We start from the raw sequence: 15,712 nt of genomic DNA, 5'->3' as shown, positions 1-15,712 counted from the left end.
TCTTATTGTTCTGTCAGGTTGCGCACGGAGACGCCGCCTTCGAGCCGTTTGAGTTGCGCGGTATCGGTGATGCCGAAACCGATCTGGGTAACGGCCATGGCAGCGATCGCCGTGGCGGTGCGCAGTGTCGTGTGCGGCCCATCGCCGCTGATCAGGCCGTGAACCATGCCCGCCAGCAGTGAGTCGCCCGCACCCACGGTGCTGGCCACAGTGACCTTGGGTGGCAGCGAGTGCAGCGCCAGATTCGGGCTGAACCAGTGCACACCTTCCGAACCCTGTGAAATCACTACATGCTCTATGCCTTGCGTGTGCAGACGCGCCGCCACTTCGGCCTGAGCGGCGATGGAGATGATTGGCGCGTCCAGCGCATCAGCCAGCTCTTCAGTATTGGGTTTGATCAGCCACGGGCCTGCTGCCAGACCGGCACGCAGGGCAAGACCGCTGCTGTCCAGAGCGACTTTCAGGCCCAGGTCCTTGAGCATCACCAACAGTTTTTGCAGCCATTCAGGCGTCACGCCACGTGGCAGACTGCCCGCAACGACCACCACATCAAAGTCCGAGGCAATCTGCTGCACGCGGACGAACAGTGCCTGCTGCGCTTCGTCGCTGACCTGCGGGCCCGGGCCGTTCAGGTCGGTGATACGACCGTTGCCTTCAGCCAGTTTGATATTACTGCGGGTTTCGCCGGGCACGCGCACGAACTCGTCGACAAAGCCGCGACGCTCGAACAACGCTTCGAACGCCTGCTGATTGTCGATGCCCAGAAAACCGGCGACGGTCAGGTCATGCCCAAGGTCAGCCAATACCTGCGCCACGTTCAGGCCCTTGCCAGCAGCATGAGTCAACATCGCATTGCTGCGATTGACCTGGCCCAGTTCGATCTGACCCAACTGCACTGTCAAATCGAGCGCCGGGTTCATGGTCAGAGTGAGAATCTTTGCCATTACAAGGCCTCCACGAGCGCACGTACTTCAGCGGCGCTGCCCACTGTGAGCGCATTTTGCGCCAGTTGCCGAGCGGTGCTCAGCGTCAGTTCACGAACACAGGCTTTGACCTCGCCAATACTGCGCGCTGAAACGCTCAACTCATCAACACCCAGGCCGACCAGCACCGGCACTGCCAGCGGATCTGCCGCCAGCTCGCCGCAAACGCCCACCCACTTGCCATTGGCATGCGCGGCGCGCACGGTCATGTCGATCAGTTGCAGCACCGAGGGGTGCAAACCATCGGCCTGAGCCGACAGGGTGGGGTGACCGCGGTCGATGGCCATGGTGTATTGAGTGAGATCGTTGGTGCCGATGCTGAAGAAGTCGACCTCTCTGGCCAGCACAGGCGCGATCAGCGCGGCGGATGGCACTTCGATCATGATCCCCAGTTGCAGGTCGCTGACCGGAATGTCTTCGCGCAGACGCTGTGTCATGTCTCGCGCCTGACGCCACTCTTCAACGGTCCCGACCATCGGGAACATGATCCGCAGCGGCCCGCTGTTGGCCGCTCGCAGCAATGCACGAAGCTGGCTTTCCATTACATCGGGACGCTGCAAGGTCAGACGGATGCCACGCACTCCGAGGAAAGGGTTCTCTTCCTTATCGATGGGCCAGTACGGCAGCGGCTTGTCACCACCGACATCCAGCGTACGCACCACCAGCGGACGTCCGCCCAGGTCTTCGAGTACGCGGCGGTATTCGGCTTCCTGCGTCGCTTCGTCCGGCGCCTGCGAGTGCGCCATGAACAGCAACTCGGTGCGCAGCAGGCCGACGCCTTCCGCGCCCTGCTCCACTGCTGCCGGCGTGCCGGTGCTGTCGCCGATGTTGGCGAACACTTCAACCGCGTGACCGTCGCGAGTCACCGCTGGCTCCATGCGCAACGCGGCGGCTTCCTTGAGGCGCTGCTCGCGGGCATCCCGGTCTTGAACCGCGCGCTGCAAGGTGATTTCGTCCGGCGCAACCGTCAGACGGCCGCGCTGGCTGTCCAGCAGCAATACGGTACCCGGCTTGAGCAGCAGCACTTCTTCACCGGCACCGACCAGCGCGGGAATACCCAGCGCGCGGGCAACAATGGCGCTGTGCGCGGTCGCGCCGCCGCGTGCGGTCAGAATGCCCGCGACTTGCGCCGGGTCCAGACGCGCCACGTCGGACGGACCGACTTCGTCCATCACCAGAATGTAGGGTTCGTCCGGGGCGGCGATGGTTTCGACGCCACATATCTGCGCCAGCACGCGACGACCAACGTCGCGCAGGTCCGCTGCACGCTCGGCCAGCAAGGCATCCTGCAATTGTTCCTGCTGAACGGCAGCCGCTTCGATCACGCTTGCCCAGGCAGCGGCAGCGCTTTCGTTCTTGTTCAGGCGCAGCTCCACTTCGCGGGTAAGCTCCGGGTCATCAAGCATCTCCTGGTGGGTGATGAAGATTTCGCGGATGGCCTTGGACTTGCTGCGCTGGATCAGGTTTTCGATGTCGCGGCGTACTTCGGCCAGCGCCTGTTGCAGGCGCTCGCGCTCAGCAGCGACAGACTCGCCTTGCTGTGGGTACTCAAACGCCTGCAAAACTTGAACGTGCGCGGGGCCCATGGCGATGCCGGGCGAGGCAGGAACAGCCTGCAGCACGCTGCCTGCGGCCGGTGCATTGACGGGCCTGACAACGGCGGCGGGAGCGGGTGCAACCTGGGTTTCGGACACAACCGGAAGCGGCTCGACTTCTTCGCCCAACCCCTGCTCCACAGCTGCAAGCAGCGCAGGCAGCGCGTCGGAAGCGATGGTCGGTTCAGCGATGAATTCCAGCGTCTGACCACGACGAGCCCCCAGGCTGAGCAGTTTGCTCAGGCTCTTGGCCGAGACAGCGGTATCGCCGGTTTCCACGATACGCACACGAATCTCGCCGTCGAACTCCTTGGCCAGTTGCGCAAGGATCTTCGCCGGACGGGCGTGCAGGCCATGGGCGTTGGCCAGCTTGATTTGCCGGGTCGGCCACTCGGCGGGCAATTCGCCGCCCAGGGCCTGCAGCACCACACGGCTGTTGGTGGCATGACCCAGTTCGTGGCCACGGCCTTCGATCAACAAAAGGCACAAGCGCTCAAGCAAGGCCTGATGAGCCTCACCGAGACTGGCCAGACAAAACAGGCCTGTCAGCGGCTGGCCCAGATAGCGAATAGGTTTGTCGGGTGTAACGAATGCAAGACCAGGACGCTTGACGGTCTGCTCGCTGTGCAGCCACCACAGGCCATCGCCCAGCGACAGGGCTTCGACTTGCTGCAGCACGGCGGCAAAGCCGTTACTCACACAGTCAGCCTTGCGCAGCAGGCGGGCGCCGCGCCAAACCAGCTCTTCGAAATCATCCGCCGACACGCCCAGGCTGATCATTTGTGCGTCAAGCGCCAGCTCCTGAGGTGCACCCTGCAGGAGCTTGAGCAGGTCTTCGGGCGTCTGCGCCTCACGCAGGGCCTGACCGAGGTCTTCTTCGCCCAGCGCGCGGGTCAGCAGTTGCAGCAGGCGCAGGTGCTCGTCGGACTTGGCTGCGATGCCGATGGCCAGATAGACCATCTGACCGTCGCCCCAGTCCACCCCTTCGGGGAACTGCATCAGGCGTACGCCGGTGGTGGATACGAGGTCGCGGGTTTCAGGGGTCCCGTGAGGGATGGCGATGCCCTGACCGAGAAACGTGGAACCCTGTTGTTCGCGATTCATCAACCCGGTGAGATAGCCTTCTGCAACCAGACCATCAGCGACCAGGTGGTCGGCAATCAATTCAAGTGCGGCATTTTTATCCACAGCCGACTGGGCCATGGATATTTGCTCCAGAGTGAGTTCGAGCATTGCCTTGACTCCTGTGCAGCGCCAAGGCGCCACCTGATTCTTGTTTTAATGACGATCGACTCGATCGACAGCTTGGGGGATGAAGTGCTATCCATCGGACATCGCTTTCATCTCGATTGCAGCAGACAATGCGACTGCTGAAACGTTTAATCTACAATTGCTCGGCACGTTACTCGATTCTGTGGATTCATTGAAGCCCAGTCGGTCCGATCCTGTAGGAGAAGTCCCAAAATACTTGCAGTAGTTGGGGTTGTGCCACGGTATCGTGTAAAGATGACCGTCATACAAAAAGTTTTCGACTGTCGTAAGCCACGCCAATAACAAAAGGAAATTTGCGGTGAAACTGAGCGATATTGCGCGTCTGGCAGGTGTTTCCGTCACCACGGCCAGTTACGTGATCAACGGCAAGGCTGAACAACAGCGCATCAGCCCCGCCACGGTCGAGCGAGTGCGGGCCGTGGTGGAAGAACATGACTTTCGACCCAACCCACAAGCAGCAGGCTTGCGCAGTCGGCACAGCAAGACGCTGGGCTTTATCCTGCCGGATCTGGAAAACCCCAGTTATGCACGCATTGCCAAGTTGCTGGAGCAAGGCGCGCGGGCACTGGGCTATCAGTTGCTGATCGCCAGTTCCGATGATGACCCCGTCAGTGAACTGCAATTGCTGCAGGTATTTCGCGCACGCCGCTGCGATGCGTTACTGGTCGCCAGCTGCCTGCCGCCCAGTGATGACAGCTATCGCGAACTGCAGCTCAAGGGCCTGCCGATCATCGCCATCGACCGGGAAATGAACCCGGAGTTTTTCTGCTCGGTGGTCAGCGACGATCATGACGCCAGCCTGCAACTGACCCACAGCCTGCTGGAAACCAACCCTCGGCACATCGCCCTGCTCGGCGCTCGGCCGGAGTTGAGCATCAGTCGTGCCCGTGCGGCCGGCTTCGAACATGCTCTCAATGGCTTTGCCGGAACCACCATCGTGGAACATGGCGAAGCGTTCAGCAGACAGTGCGGCCAGCGCTTGATGTCGGAAATGCTGCAGCGTCTCGGACATTTCCCTGATGCGCTCATCACCACCTCGTATGTATTGCTGCAAGGTGTGTTCGACGTTCTGCAAAGCCAGACGCTGAACTCCACCTCGCTTCACCTGGGCACTTTCGGTGACACCCAGTTGCTGGATTTCCTGCCGCTTCCGGTCAACGCCATGGCGCAGCAGCATCAGAAAATTGCCGAAACGGCTCTGCAACTGGCGCTGGCAGCCATTCAGAAAAATGAATATCAGCCCGGCGTGCATGCCATCGTGCGCACCTTCAAGCAACGCATTCACAAGGAATAAGCATGGCGCTGATCGACACCCACACCCACCTGGATTTTCCGGACTTCGACGCAGATCGCAGGCAGGTTCTGGATCGCTGTCGGTCGCTGGGTGTGCAGCGCATGGTCGTACTCGGTGTCTACCAACGTAACTGGCAGCGACTGTGGGACCTGACCCTCGAAAATCCGGCGCTGCACGCGGCCTTCGGGCTGCACCCGGTCTACATCGACGAACACCGACCCGAGCACCTGACGGAACTGGGCGACTGGCTGACGCGCCACAAGGGCCATCCTCAGCTTTGCGCAGTAGGCGAAATCGGGCTGGATTATTACGTTGAAGGTCTGGACAAGGCGCGCCAGCAGCAGGTCTTCGAGGCGCAGTTACAACTGGCGGCTGAATTCGACCTACCCGTCTTGCTGCATGTGAGGCGCAGCCACGCCGATGTGATCGCAACACTCAAGCGTCACACGCTCAAGCGCAGCGGTGTCATTCATGCCTTTGCAGGCAGCCGGGAAGAAGCGCGGGAATACATCAAACTGGGTTTCAAGCTGGGTCTGGGTGGCGCAGCGACCTGGCCTCAGGCATTGCGCATGCACCGGGTCATTGCCGAACTGCCGCTGGACAGCGTGGTGCTTGAAACGGACTCGCCGGACATGGCGCCCGCCATGTTTCCCAATCAGCGCAACAGCCCCGAGCATTTGCCCAACATCTGCACCGCGCTGGCCGCGTTGATGAACGTCAGCCCGGAGCACCTGGCTCAGGCCAGTACGCGAAACGCGCACGACCTGTTCGGCTGGCCACGTTAAGGCCTCATCAGACCAGCAGCGTCCACAGTGCAAAACCCGCATACCACACGATGGCGGCACGGATCAGCAACTCCCAGAGCATATCGAGACTGCTGACACCCTCGGCACCCAATACCGGCGAAGGAACCTCACTGGCCGCGCATCCGATACGCGTGATCAGTTGCGCTGCGCTGATGTTCCAGTTGAGCAGCTCGTGCAGCATCAGGCGGCTGACCGCCACGAAATTACCCACCAGAGCGAAGCTGGCCGCCAGCAACCTGACCGGCACCCAGTCGAAAGCGTGACGCAATTGCGCGGCCCGCTCGACCAGTGCCGGAGTGGTACCGTGTTCGGCGGCAAGTGCCAGCAGGCGATACGCCAGCGCCGCCACCGGGCCCAACAGGAAATACCAGAAGATGACCGCGAAGAAACTCTGATGAGCCTGCCAGAGCATGTAGCTCTGCACGCCCTGCAGCAGTTGCTGACTGTCATCGGCCTGCACGCCCATGTCCCGCTCGGCAACATGCACGGCCGCCTGGGCATCGCCGCGCCGACAGGCATCACGAAACGGACCCAGGGCCGCAATAAGATCGCCACGCCCCAGGCTGTAGATCAGCACCAGCAGATGAATCGGCAGGGCCAGCCAGCCGTAGGCCACCGACCCCACGACAGTCAGCACCAGTTGCAGCACGACAACCGGCAACAGCACCAACAGGGCCAGGATCAGCCAGGGTCGCAACGCGGTTCGCGGCCCGGCTTCAAGTCGCGCCATCTGCTTCAGAAAAGGACCATCACGCTGCACGCGCTGACGCAGCGCAGAAAACTTCTCCACCAGAACAGCCAGCAGTAACACCAGAAAACTCATTGCTCGTCCCTCACTTCAATCCTGCAAAGCCGCTTGAAATCTGCCCCAGTCAAAACAGGGCCCCGGATCGGTCTTGCGTCCCGGCGCTATGTCACTGTGGCCACAAATACGCTCAAGGGTGATGGCGGTAAAGGCCCGTTGCAACTGGCGTGTCAATTCGATCAACGCGGCGTACTGCGCATCGGTGAAAGGCTGGTCATCCGTCCCTTCAAGCTCGATGCCGATGGAGAAATCATTGCAGCCTTCACGTCCCTGAAAACTGGAAACGCCTGCGTGCCACGCCCGATCAAGGCAAGAGACGAACTGAATGACGTCGCCATCACGTTCAATCAGAAAATGAGCTGAAACCGTCAGATGGGCAATGCCTTCGAAGTAAGGATGCTCGGTGGTGTCCAGCTGATTCTGGAAGAACGCCTGAACCTTACCGGTCTTGAACTGAGCAGGCGGCAGGCTGATGTTGTGGATCACCAGCAACGAGATTTCGCCCTCGGGACGCGAATTGAAGTTGGGCGAAGGGCAGTGCTCAACACCCTGGCACCAGCCACTGGCGCAATCGAGCTGCATGAAAGCTCCTTGAGCAGACACATGAATGGCGCTCAGTATGCCCGCGATAAAAAAGGATGTGGGAATTGAACAGCCCTGTATGCCATAAGAAATGGCTGTTTGGCGTGAAGCTCGAGCCCTACAGGACGACGGTACGCCCGCCCGCAACGGGCTGGGTCGCAGGAATCAGGCGCCCTTGAGCTTGCGCAGGTTGCTGATCACGGACTCCAGCGCCCGGTCGAACAGCAGCGCATCGTCCAGAACGCGCACAGCGCCGCGACGAAACTCGACAGCAAGGCCCATGCGAGTCTTTTCCAGTACCTTCATGCCAGTACGGTTGACGAAGACATAACGCCCGCTCGGCTCGACGATTGCGGTCAGCTTGCAGCGCAGCTTGTGCTCTTCGTCTTCCTGGATCTCGACCCAGCACCCCACGCGCAACGTCTCCACCATGCGCAGACCGTCATCATCGGCGGGCAACTGGACGGCGGGCTCGGCCAGACCTGCTTCCTCTGGCGCGATCAGAACGATTTCTTCCATGACTTCCATCATGGTCGGTCGTTCGGCCACCAACACGGAAGGCGGGTCGGTCTGGACGTCTGCGTCCTGCAAGCGGGAAAAATGCTGGAATGCCTGCACGTGCAGCGATTCCAGCTGGCTGAAGAATTCGCTGGTGGCAAACGGATCGAATGCCGCACTGCTCAGACCGTCGCGCAGTGCCTTGAGCAGGCCGGGCACCAGATCCAGCAATTGCTGACGCGCCTCAGGATCGTTATGCAGTTCGACGCTCCAGACCAACTCATCCATGGTCGCCAGTCCGGCCTGCCATTCAGCCGAGCCGTCACCGTGCTTGAGGCAGGTCAGCAACAGCACCTTGCTCCAGGCTTCCTGAAGCAGACGTACTACCGCCTCCGGCAGGGTCTTGCCCAGCAGACGCTGATTCAGCTCCTGCTGAACACGCTGACGCGCCAGTTCAGCTCGCGCCCGCCCTTCCTCGGCGTCGCGGGTACGCTGCTCGAGCAGTTCGCTACGGCGACGCTCGTCGCTGGTAAACGCGAGAAAATCCGCCAGCAACTCGGAGAAGATCGCCGGATCGTCGACAAAATCGTTGAGCAGGCGCTGGACGATATGCTCGACGCGCAGGTAGAGCGAATCGCGCTGGTAATCATCACGCCCACCCCAACCGAGCGCCGCAGTGGCAATCTCGTTGAGCAGACGACGGGCAGGATGGCTGCCACGGCTGAAGAAGCTTTTGTCGAGCACCGCGACCTTGAGCATTGGAATCTGCAGGCGCCCAATCAAGGCGCGCAGTGAGGGCGGCAGGTTGCGATCATCGAGGATGAACTCGAACAGCATCGCAATCAGGTTGATGACATCCTCGTCGCCCGAGCCCACGCTGCGGGATTTTCCGCTCCTGACACTGACCCGCGTCAGCAACTGCTCCAACTGGTTGCGCAGATCGAACTCGTCGGTGGTTTCCTGTGAAGGCACGTACTGCTGCAAATGGGAAAGCAGGCGCAACAGGTCCTTGCTGGAGATCGGTCTTACGTCATCATCGAGCTTGTGGCGTGGCGCGAGGCTGCCCCGCACCTGCAGCAGCAGCTCCTGGAGCGCCGAAAATACTTCCTGCACGCCCTTGTCGAGCTTGTCGGCGGCCTGCGCCAGAGCAGGATCGGACAGTTCCGAGGCCATCGGCCTTGATGCCGGGCGATCAGAGGAGCGGCGTGCCGGCAGCGCTTTCATGTCGGGCAGAATACCCGTGGCAATCAGCAGCTGGTTGGCCTCGCCGTAGAGGTGATCAGTGTTGCTGAGCACGTAACGCTCGAACAGCTTGAGAATGATCAGCTTGACCTTGATCTCGACACCCAGATTGCGCGCGGCCTCAAGAAAGAGCCGACACAGGACCGCCGGACCGACCGGATTGGTTTCGTCGGTTACCGGCTGAGTCAACAATGCATTGAGACGTGCCGTAAGCTGACCGAGCGCGAGACTGTCGCGGCTCATGACCTTGGCGACCATGGCATCGACCGCAACGGTCTTCTCCAGATCGTCGTTCTGAACCAGTGCCAGCTTGTCGAACGAAACCGCAGCAGGAAGGACAGGCTCGGTGATCCGGTACTGACCCAGAGAGAGGAATGACTCGTAAAATTTGTCGAGAAAGCCGCGTTCTATGCTTTTACGCTTGAGACGAAGGTCGCGCATCGCTTCGAAAAAGATGCCCTGTTCGGTGTTGCTCCTGGCACGGTCGGCCATCTCGAAAAGTGTGTCGTCAGCATTGTCGAACAGCGCCTGCAGCGCTTCCTTGAGTTGCTGTGCGGCCTTGTCGCGCACTTGCAGCAACACAACGGGCAGCCGGGCAAGAGGTGCATTCGCCCCCAGCGCAGATGACATCTTGCTCAACGGCACTACTTTTTCGTCGTTCGGCATTACACCCTCTACAGGAAACTACCTGAACCTCGCACAGACCTTGATCTGGAAAAAGATTCCGATGGTCAGGCGCCACGTCAAAGCTCTGACGTCAAATACTGGTCGGATTATCTTTCAAAACATGTATTCAACGCCAGCAGTCTCTTTCGCACCCGAAAGGGCGGAGCACCTGAACCGCTATGCGTGGGTAGACCGCGTGTTTTGCGTTACATCGCAAAGCTTTTTACAAAACCGACCAACAGCATGTCTCGACAGGCAGACATCGCACCTGGCACGGGTGGGTTACACGAGAGCCGTGCCTTATACTCGTTCGACTTTGTGAGTGGAGCCCGCTATGCCGAATTTACGCCTTGCCGCCCTGACCGCCGAAATCGAAGCCAATGTGCGTCGCGCATTGCTTGAGGACGTCGGCAGCGGCGACATTACTGCCCAACTGATCCCGGCAGAGCGACTGGCCAAGGCCACGATCATCTCGCGCGATGCTGCCGTGATTGCAGGGACCGCCTGGGTCGATGCCGTCTTCCGTCAACTGGACCCTCGCGTCGCCGTGCATTGGCAGGTCAGCGACGGCGATCGTGTCAGCCCCGATCAGGCACTGTTTCACCTGGAAGGCCCGGCCCGCTCGCTGCTGACCGGCGAGCGCAGTGCGCTCAACTTTCTGCAGCTGCTGTCAGGCGTGGCCACGCGGGCGCAGTACTTTGCAGACAGGGTTTCCGGCACTCAGGTCAAACTGCTCGATACGCGCAAGACCCTGCCCGGCCTGCGTCTGGCGCAGAAATATGCGGTCACCTGTGGCGGCTGCCATAACCACCGCATCGGCCTGTACGATGCGTTCCTGATCAAGGAAAACCACATCGCAGCCTGCGGCGGTATTGCACAGTCCGTCGAAGCCGCTCACAGGATTGCGCCCGGCAAGCCGGTGGAGGTCGAGGTGGAAAGCCTGGCCGAACTCAAGCAGGCGCTGGATGCCGGAGCGGACATCATCATGCTCGACGAACTGAGCCTGGATGACATGCGTGAAGCGGTCCGACTGAACGCAGGCCGCGCCAAGCTCGAAGCCAGCGGGGGAATCAACGAAGACACCCTGCGGGTCATCGCCGAGACCGGCGTGGATTACATTTCCATCGGCGCGATGACCAAAGACGTCAAAGCCGTGGACCTGTCAATGCGCCTGAGCATCTGACAGCCCGCCCGCGACTACGATTTTTCATCACTCATCAGGCCGGAAGGAGCAAACGCCTTGGAAGACTGGTATGTCATGAACGCGGGCAAGCAACTCGGCCCGCTGGATTCAGCGGCCGCGCGGCTCATCGCTCGCGAATCGCCGGGCGCCTGGTGCTGGAAACAGGGCATGGCGGACTGGAAGCCCATTTATCAGGTCGCAGAAGTGCGCGCCCTGAAGAAGGATGGCGTCACGCCGTTCCCCGACCCGACGCCGGACATGATTCAGCCCAAGCCTTCGGCGCTGCCTGCACAGGCAACGCCCGCCACCGTTTCGGCACCGCCACAGAGCGGAGCGCCGCTTAAGCGTCCGTCCTTCACACCCGACCCGAATGCCTCGGGTGGTTACGGCTCGGGCAGCACGACCGATGGCGTAGACTTCAAGTTGTTCGGCACGGAAACCCAGTTCGTCGAACTGGAACTCGATCGCGGTGAAAGCGCAGTCGCCGAGGCCGGGGCATTGATGTACAAAACCTGTGACGTGCAGATGGAAACCATCTTCGGCGACGGCAGCCATCAGTCATCGGGGCTGCTGGGCTCGCTGTTCGGCGCAGGCAAACGCATGCTGACCGGCGAAAGTCTGTTCACTACCGTCTTCTCGCAACAGGGCTCCGGCAAAGGTCGCGTCGCGTTCGCGGCCCCCTACCCCGGCACCATTCTTCCGCTGAATCTGGGCGAATTCGGCGGCAAGCTGATCTGCCAGAAAGACAGCTTTCTGGCCGGTGCCAAAGGCGTCTCCATTGGCATCCAGTTCCAGAAGAAAATCCTCACCGGCCTGTTTGGCGGCGAAGGCTTCGTGCTGCAAAAACTTGAAGGCGACGGCTGGGTATTCGTGCACATGGGCGGCACCGTGCGCAAGATCGAACTGGCTGCCGGCGAAGGACTGGACGTAGACACTGGCTGTCTGGCGGCCATGACCCAGACGGTCGATTACGACATCCGCATGGTGGGCGGCGGCATCAAATCGATGCTGTTCGGCGGCGAAGGCATGTTCTTCGCCAGACTCACCGGCCCCGGCACCGTGTGGCTGCAAAGCCTGCCTTTCTCGCGCCTGGCCGGGCGCATGCTGGCAGCCGGACCTGCGGGCGTGGGCAGAAGCGAACGCTAACCTCGAACATGTCACCCAGGGCGCATGGGCGCCCTCATCGCCAAGGAAGAAACATGCTTATCTCTCAAGGTCAACGCATCCCTCTTTCGACACTGATTCAAGACACTGACCTTACGCTGTCCATCGACATCAAGTCGGCACATGTCATCGACTATGTCTGTTTCGGCGTCGATGCCAACGGCAAGCTGTCGGATGATCGCTACATGATCTTCTTCAATCAGCCGGCCAGCCCCTGCAACAGCGTCAAGCAAGTAAATGGCGGCGACTTCCAACTCGCACTGTCCAACCTGCCCGCCTCCATCGACCGCCTGGTGTTTACCGCATCGATTGATGGCGCTGGCGCCATGAGCGACATTCAGGCCAGTCAGTTCAGCATCAGGAAAAACGGCATTGAGGTCGCACGATGCGAATTCTCCGGCGCGACCTTCGCCGCCGAGAAGGCGATCATGGTCGCGGACATCTATCGCAAGAACGGGGAGTGGCGCATCGCTTCGAACCTGCAGGGCTACAACGCCGGGCTCGACGCGCTGGTGGTGCATTTTGGTGGCGAGGTTGCTGAGGCTCCCGCGCCTGTACCCGCTGCACCCGTTGCGCCCGCGAAAATCTCCCTGGAAAAGAAAATCGCCGCTGCGGCACCTCAACTGGTGAGCCTTGCCAAGAAAGCGCAGGTCAGCCTGGAAAAAGCAAACCTGACCAACACCAGGGCTCGGGTCGGCCTGGTGCTGGATGCATCGGGCTCCATGAACCCTCAGTACACCCGTGGACACGTACAGGAAGTGGTGGATCGGCTGATTCCCCTTGCCGTGCACTTCGATGACGACGGCGCGCTGGACTGCTGGGCGTTCGGTGCCAAACCCCAGCAACTGTCGGCCGTCACGCTGACCAACTTCAAGGACTTCATCAAGACCGATCACGGCGGATGGAAGAACTGGGAGTTGGGCGCTCGCGTCAACGACGAGCCCAAGGCGATGCGCAAGGTCATCGACTACTACAAGCAGTCAGGTGACAGGACACCGATTTATATTCTGTTCATCAGTGACGGTGGCGTGCATCAGGATCGCGAGATCAGCAAACTGATGGTCGAAGCCGCCAGACTGCCGATCTTCTGGCAGTTCGTTGGCCTTGGTGGACGCGGTTACGGGATTCTGGAAAAGCTCGACGATATGGACGGTCGAGTGGTCGACAACTGCAATTTCTTCGCCCTTGACCGACTGGACGAAGTGCCGGAAGAAAAGCTGTATGACTTGCTGATGGAAGAATTCCCGGACTGGCTCAAGACAGCCAAGGGCGCGGGGATTCTGTAACACCTGATAGAACGCCAATAAAAAACCCCCGCCATCGCTGGCGGGGGTTTTTAGTGGGCGATGTTCGGGCTTAGCCGATCGACACACCATGTGCTTCTGCCAGCGACTTGAGACCGCCTGCAAAGCCTTGGCCGATGGCCTTGAACTTGAACTCTTCACCATTGCGATACAGTTCGCCGAAGATCATCGCCGTTTCGGTCGACGCGTCTTCCGACAGGTCGTAGCGAGCGATTTCCTTGCCATCAGCCTTGTTCAGAACGCGGATGTAAGCGTTCTGGACCTGACCGAAGTTCTGCTTGCGCTCGTCGGCCGAGTGAATCGTCACTGCGAACACCAGCTTCTTGACGGTGGCCGCCAGGCCACCCAGCTTGACCACAGCAGACTCGTCGTCGCCTTCGCCAGCGCCGGAGCGGTTATCGCCCAAGTGCTCGACAGAACCGTCGGCAGACTTCTTGTTGTTGTAGAAAATGAAGCCGGTTTCGTCCAGAACCTTGCCGTTTTCACCGACGATGAAAATGGAAGCGTCCAGGTCGAACTCGGTACCGTCGGTAACGCGCGGATCCCAGCCCAGACCCACGGTCACTTCCGTCAGACCAGGCGCTTCCTTGGACAGGGAAACGTTACCGCCTTTACTCAGACTTACAGCCATGTGCTTGATCCTTTTCTAAAAGAATGGGGGGACGAATCAGAAGTTCATGCCATACGAATTGGCGACGGCCTTGAGGCCACCTGCGTAGCCTTGGCCAATCGCGCGGAATTTCCACTCGCCAGCGTTGCGGTAGAGCTCGGCGAAGACCATTGCCGTCTCGGTCGAAGCATCTTCTGCCAGGTCGTAGCGAACGACTTCGGCAGCGCTCTTTTCATTCACCACGCGGATGAACGAACCGCCTACCTGACCGAAGTTCTGCTTGCGGGCATCGGCTTCATGAATGGTCACGACAAACACGATTTTATCGACATCGGCAGGTACACGTGCCAGATCGACCTTGACCACTTCGTCGTCGCCGTCGCCGGCGCCAGTGCGGTTGTCACCGGTGTGCTCGACTGAACCGTCGGCGCTTTTGAGCTGGTTGTAGAAAATGAAGTCAGCTTCACTGCGGACCTTGCCATTGGCGCCCAACAGGAATGCGCTGGCGTCCAGGTCAAAGTCCTGGCCATCAGTGGCACGCGGATCCCAGCCCAGACCAATGAGAACATTGGTCAGGGTAGGGTCGGTTTTCGACAGCGAAAGGTTGCCACCTTTTTGCAGAGTCAAAGCCATGATTCGGTTATCTCCTATATCCAGTGTTTTTACGCTTTTTCTTCAGCCGGCTCTTCTTTACCCGGGAAAAGCAGGCTGGCGACGATACCGATTACCAGAACAACCACTACAACCAGCAGACTGGTATTGGCGCTGATCTCGTAACCGTGATGGAAAATGTGGTTTGTCGCGTTCAGGCCCAGCTTGATGGCGATGAAGAACAGCAGTGCGATGACTGCCTTTTCCAGATGCACCAGGTAGCGCTTGAGGGCTTCAAGTACGAAGTACAGGGTACGCAGACCAAGAATCGCGAACAGCATCGCCGAGAATACGATCAGAGGCTCACGGCTGACGGCGATGATGGCCGGCACGGAGTCGAATGCGAACAGTACGTCGGAGATTTCAGCCACGACCAGACACAGGAACAGCGGCGTTGCGAACAGAGCACCCTTGGCAGCCAGGGTAATACCGGCGTTCTCAGGCTTCTTGACCTCCTCTTCCAACACCGAGCGGCGGACGAAGAAATTGCTGCCATGCAGCTTTGGCCACACCGGGAACAGCTTCTTGGCGAAGCGATAAGCCATGTGCTGGGAGTAGTCGATTTCTTCGTCGTCGTCATCACCGGCACGCAGCATCATGATGGCGGTCCAGGCAACGATGATTGCGAACACCACTTCGACCCAAGGGCCCAGAGCCAGCAGGCCGGTACCAATGGCGACGAAAATGCCGCGGAAGACGATGGCACCGATGATGCCCCAGTACAGGACACGGTGGCGCAGGCCGTCCGGGATCTTGAACCAGGTGAACAAGGCCATGAACACGAACAGGTTGTCGACGCTCAGTACTTTTTCCAGCGCGTAACCGGTGACGAACAGCGTGGCAACTTCAGAGCCGTGCTGAACATACAGAAAACCGGCGAACGCCAGCGAAATGGCGACCCAGAAGATCGACCAGGCGGAGGCCTGAGCGAGCGTGATCGGCTTGTTCCCGCGGTGGGAAAACATGTCGATGGCCATGGCCGTAATGGCCAGGCCAATGAATACGGCCATCGTGAGTGGAGGGAAGCCTAGAGAGGTGCTTTCCATTTAACTGCGTT

At 60.0% G+C, this 15,712-nt stretch carries 13 protein-coding genes; 5 read left to right on the top strand and 8 right to left on the bottom strand.

Going from position 1 to position 15,712, the window contains the following annotated elements; genetic code table 11:
• Window positions 1–2: 2 nt before the first annotated feature.
• Window positions 3–944: a 1-phosphofructokinase gene (gene pfkB, locus JTJ32_RS13160; RefSeq protein WP_210042312.1), complete on the bottom strand. Its 942-nt coding sequence runs from the start codon at window positions 942–944 to the stop codon at window positions 3–5.
• Window positions 944–3,811 (bottom strand): phosphoenolpyruvate--protein phosphotransferase, encoded by a 2,868-nt coding sequence (ptsP, locus tag JTJ32_RS13155; protein WP_210042311.1) that lies wholly within the window; start codon window positions 3,809–3,811, stop codon window positions 944–946. Before ptsP ends, pfkB begins: the two co-directional genes overlap by 1 nt.
• A 337-nt stretch (window positions 3,812–4,148) precedes the next feature.
• Between ptsP and cra the strand changes: the two genes are divergently transcribed.
• Window positions 4,149–5,144: a catabolite repressor/activator gene (gene cra, locus JTJ32_RS13150; protein WP_184321257.1), complete on the top strand. Its 996-nt coding sequence runs from the start codon at window positions 4,149–4,151 to the stop codon at window positions 5,142–5,144.
• Complete coding sequence (locus JTJ32_RS13145) at window positions 5,141–5,929, top strand: TatD family hydrolase (protein ID WP_210042500.1); 789 nt, start codon at window positions 5,141–5,143, stop codon at window positions 5,927–5,929. The genes cra and JTJ32_RS13145 overlap by 4 nt, the downstream gene beginning before the upstream one ends.
• Window positions 5,930–5,936: 7 nt before the next feature.
• Here the strand turns inward: JTJ32_RS13145 and ampE are convergent, their stop codons facing one another.
• The 3 genes from ampE to JTJ32_RS13130 form a co-directional block, all read right to left on the bottom strand.
• Window positions 5,937–6,773 carry a regulatory signaling modulator protein AmpE gene (gene ampE, locus JTJ32_RS13140; protein WP_210042310.1) on the bottom strand — a complete coding sequence of 279 codons (837 nt, stop codon included), beginning with the start codon at window positions 6,771–6,773 and terminating at the stop codon, window positions 5,937–5,939.
• 15 nt (window positions 6,774–6,788) lie between these two features.
• The gene (gene ampD, locus JTJ32_RS13135) at window positions 6,789–7,337 is read right to left on the bottom strand and encodes a 1,6-anhydro-N-acetylmuramyl-L-alanine amidase AmpD (protein WP_099226361.1); all 549 of its coding nucleotides are present in this window, start codon (window positions 7,335–7,337) and stop codon (window positions 6,789–6,791) included.
• A 165-nt stretch (window positions 7,338–7,502) separates the two neighbouring features.
• A complete protein-coding gene (locus tag JTJ32_RS13130; RefSeq protein WP_210042308.1) occupies window positions 7,503–9,743 on the bottom strand; it encodes a DUF1631 domain-containing protein in 2,241 nt (746 codons plus the stop codon).
• A 334-nt stretch (window positions 9,744–10,077) separates the two neighbouring features.
• On the opposite strand from JTJ32_RS13130, the gene nadC reads away from it, so the two are divergent.
• Genes nadC through JTJ32_RS13115 form a run of 3 tightly spaced genes read left to right on the top strand, consistent with a single transcriptional unit; the run spans window position 10,078 to window position 13,376 of the window.
• Window positions 10,078–10,926 carry a carboxylating nicotinate-nucleotide diphosphorylase gene (gene nadC, locus JTJ32_RS13125; RefSeq protein WP_099226363.1) on the top strand — a complete coding sequence of 283 codons (849 nt, stop codon included), beginning with the start codon at window positions 10,078–10,080 and terminating at the stop codon, window positions 10,924–10,926.
• 57 nt (window positions 10,927–10,983) lie between these two features.
• Window positions 10,984–12,072, top strand: a complete 1,089-nt coding sequence (locus tag JTJ32_RS13120; protein WP_210042306.1) for an AIM24 family protein — start codon at window positions 10,984–10,986, stop codon at window positions 12,070–12,072.
• 53 nt (window positions 12,073–12,125) lie between these two features.
• Window positions 12,126–13,376: a VWA domain-containing protein gene (locus JTJ32_RS13115; RefSeq protein ID WP_210042305.1), complete on the top strand. Its 1,251-nt coding sequence runs from the start codon at window positions 12,126–12,128 to the stop codon at window positions 13,374–13,376.
• A 70-nt stretch (window positions 13,377–13,446) separates the two neighbouring features.
• Here the strand turns inward: JTJ32_RS13115 and JTJ32_RS13110 are convergent, their stop codons facing one another.
• The 3 genes from JTJ32_RS13110 to JTJ32_RS13100 are packed head-to-tail and all read right to left on the bottom strand — an operon-like array spanning window position 13,447 to window position 15,701.
• On the bottom strand, window positions 13,447–14,025 hold the full coding sequence (locus JTJ32_RS13110; RefSeq protein ID WP_099226365.1) for a TerD family protein: 579 nt from the start codon (window positions 14,023–14,025) through the stop codon (window positions 13,447–13,449).
• Between the two features lie 36 nt (window positions 14,026–14,061).
• Entirely contained in the window at window positions 14,062–14,637 is a 576-nt protein-coding gene (locus JTJ32_RS13105; RefSeq protein WP_099226366.1) for a TerD family protein, read from the bottom strand.
• A gap of 29 nt (window positions 14,638–14,666) precedes the next feature.
• The gene (locus JTJ32_RS13100; protein ID WP_099226367.1) at window positions 14,667–15,701 is read right to left on the bottom strand and encodes a TerC/Alx family metal homeostasis membrane protein; all 1,035 of its coding nucleotides are present in this window, start codon (window positions 15,699–15,701) and stop codon (window positions 14,667–14,669) included.
• Window positions 15,702–15,712: the final 11 nt, after the last annotated feature.

Origin of the sequence: Pseudomonas alliivorans, assembly GCF_017826695.1 — a bacterium.
In the GTDB taxonomy this organism is placed as follows: domain Bacteria; phylum Pseudomonadota; class Gammaproteobacteria; order Pseudomonadales; family Pseudomonadaceae; genus Aquipseudomonas; species Aquipseudomonas alliivorans.
Note: the sequence above shows the minus strand (reverse complement) of the source record. Positions and strands in the feature narration are given on the sequence as shown.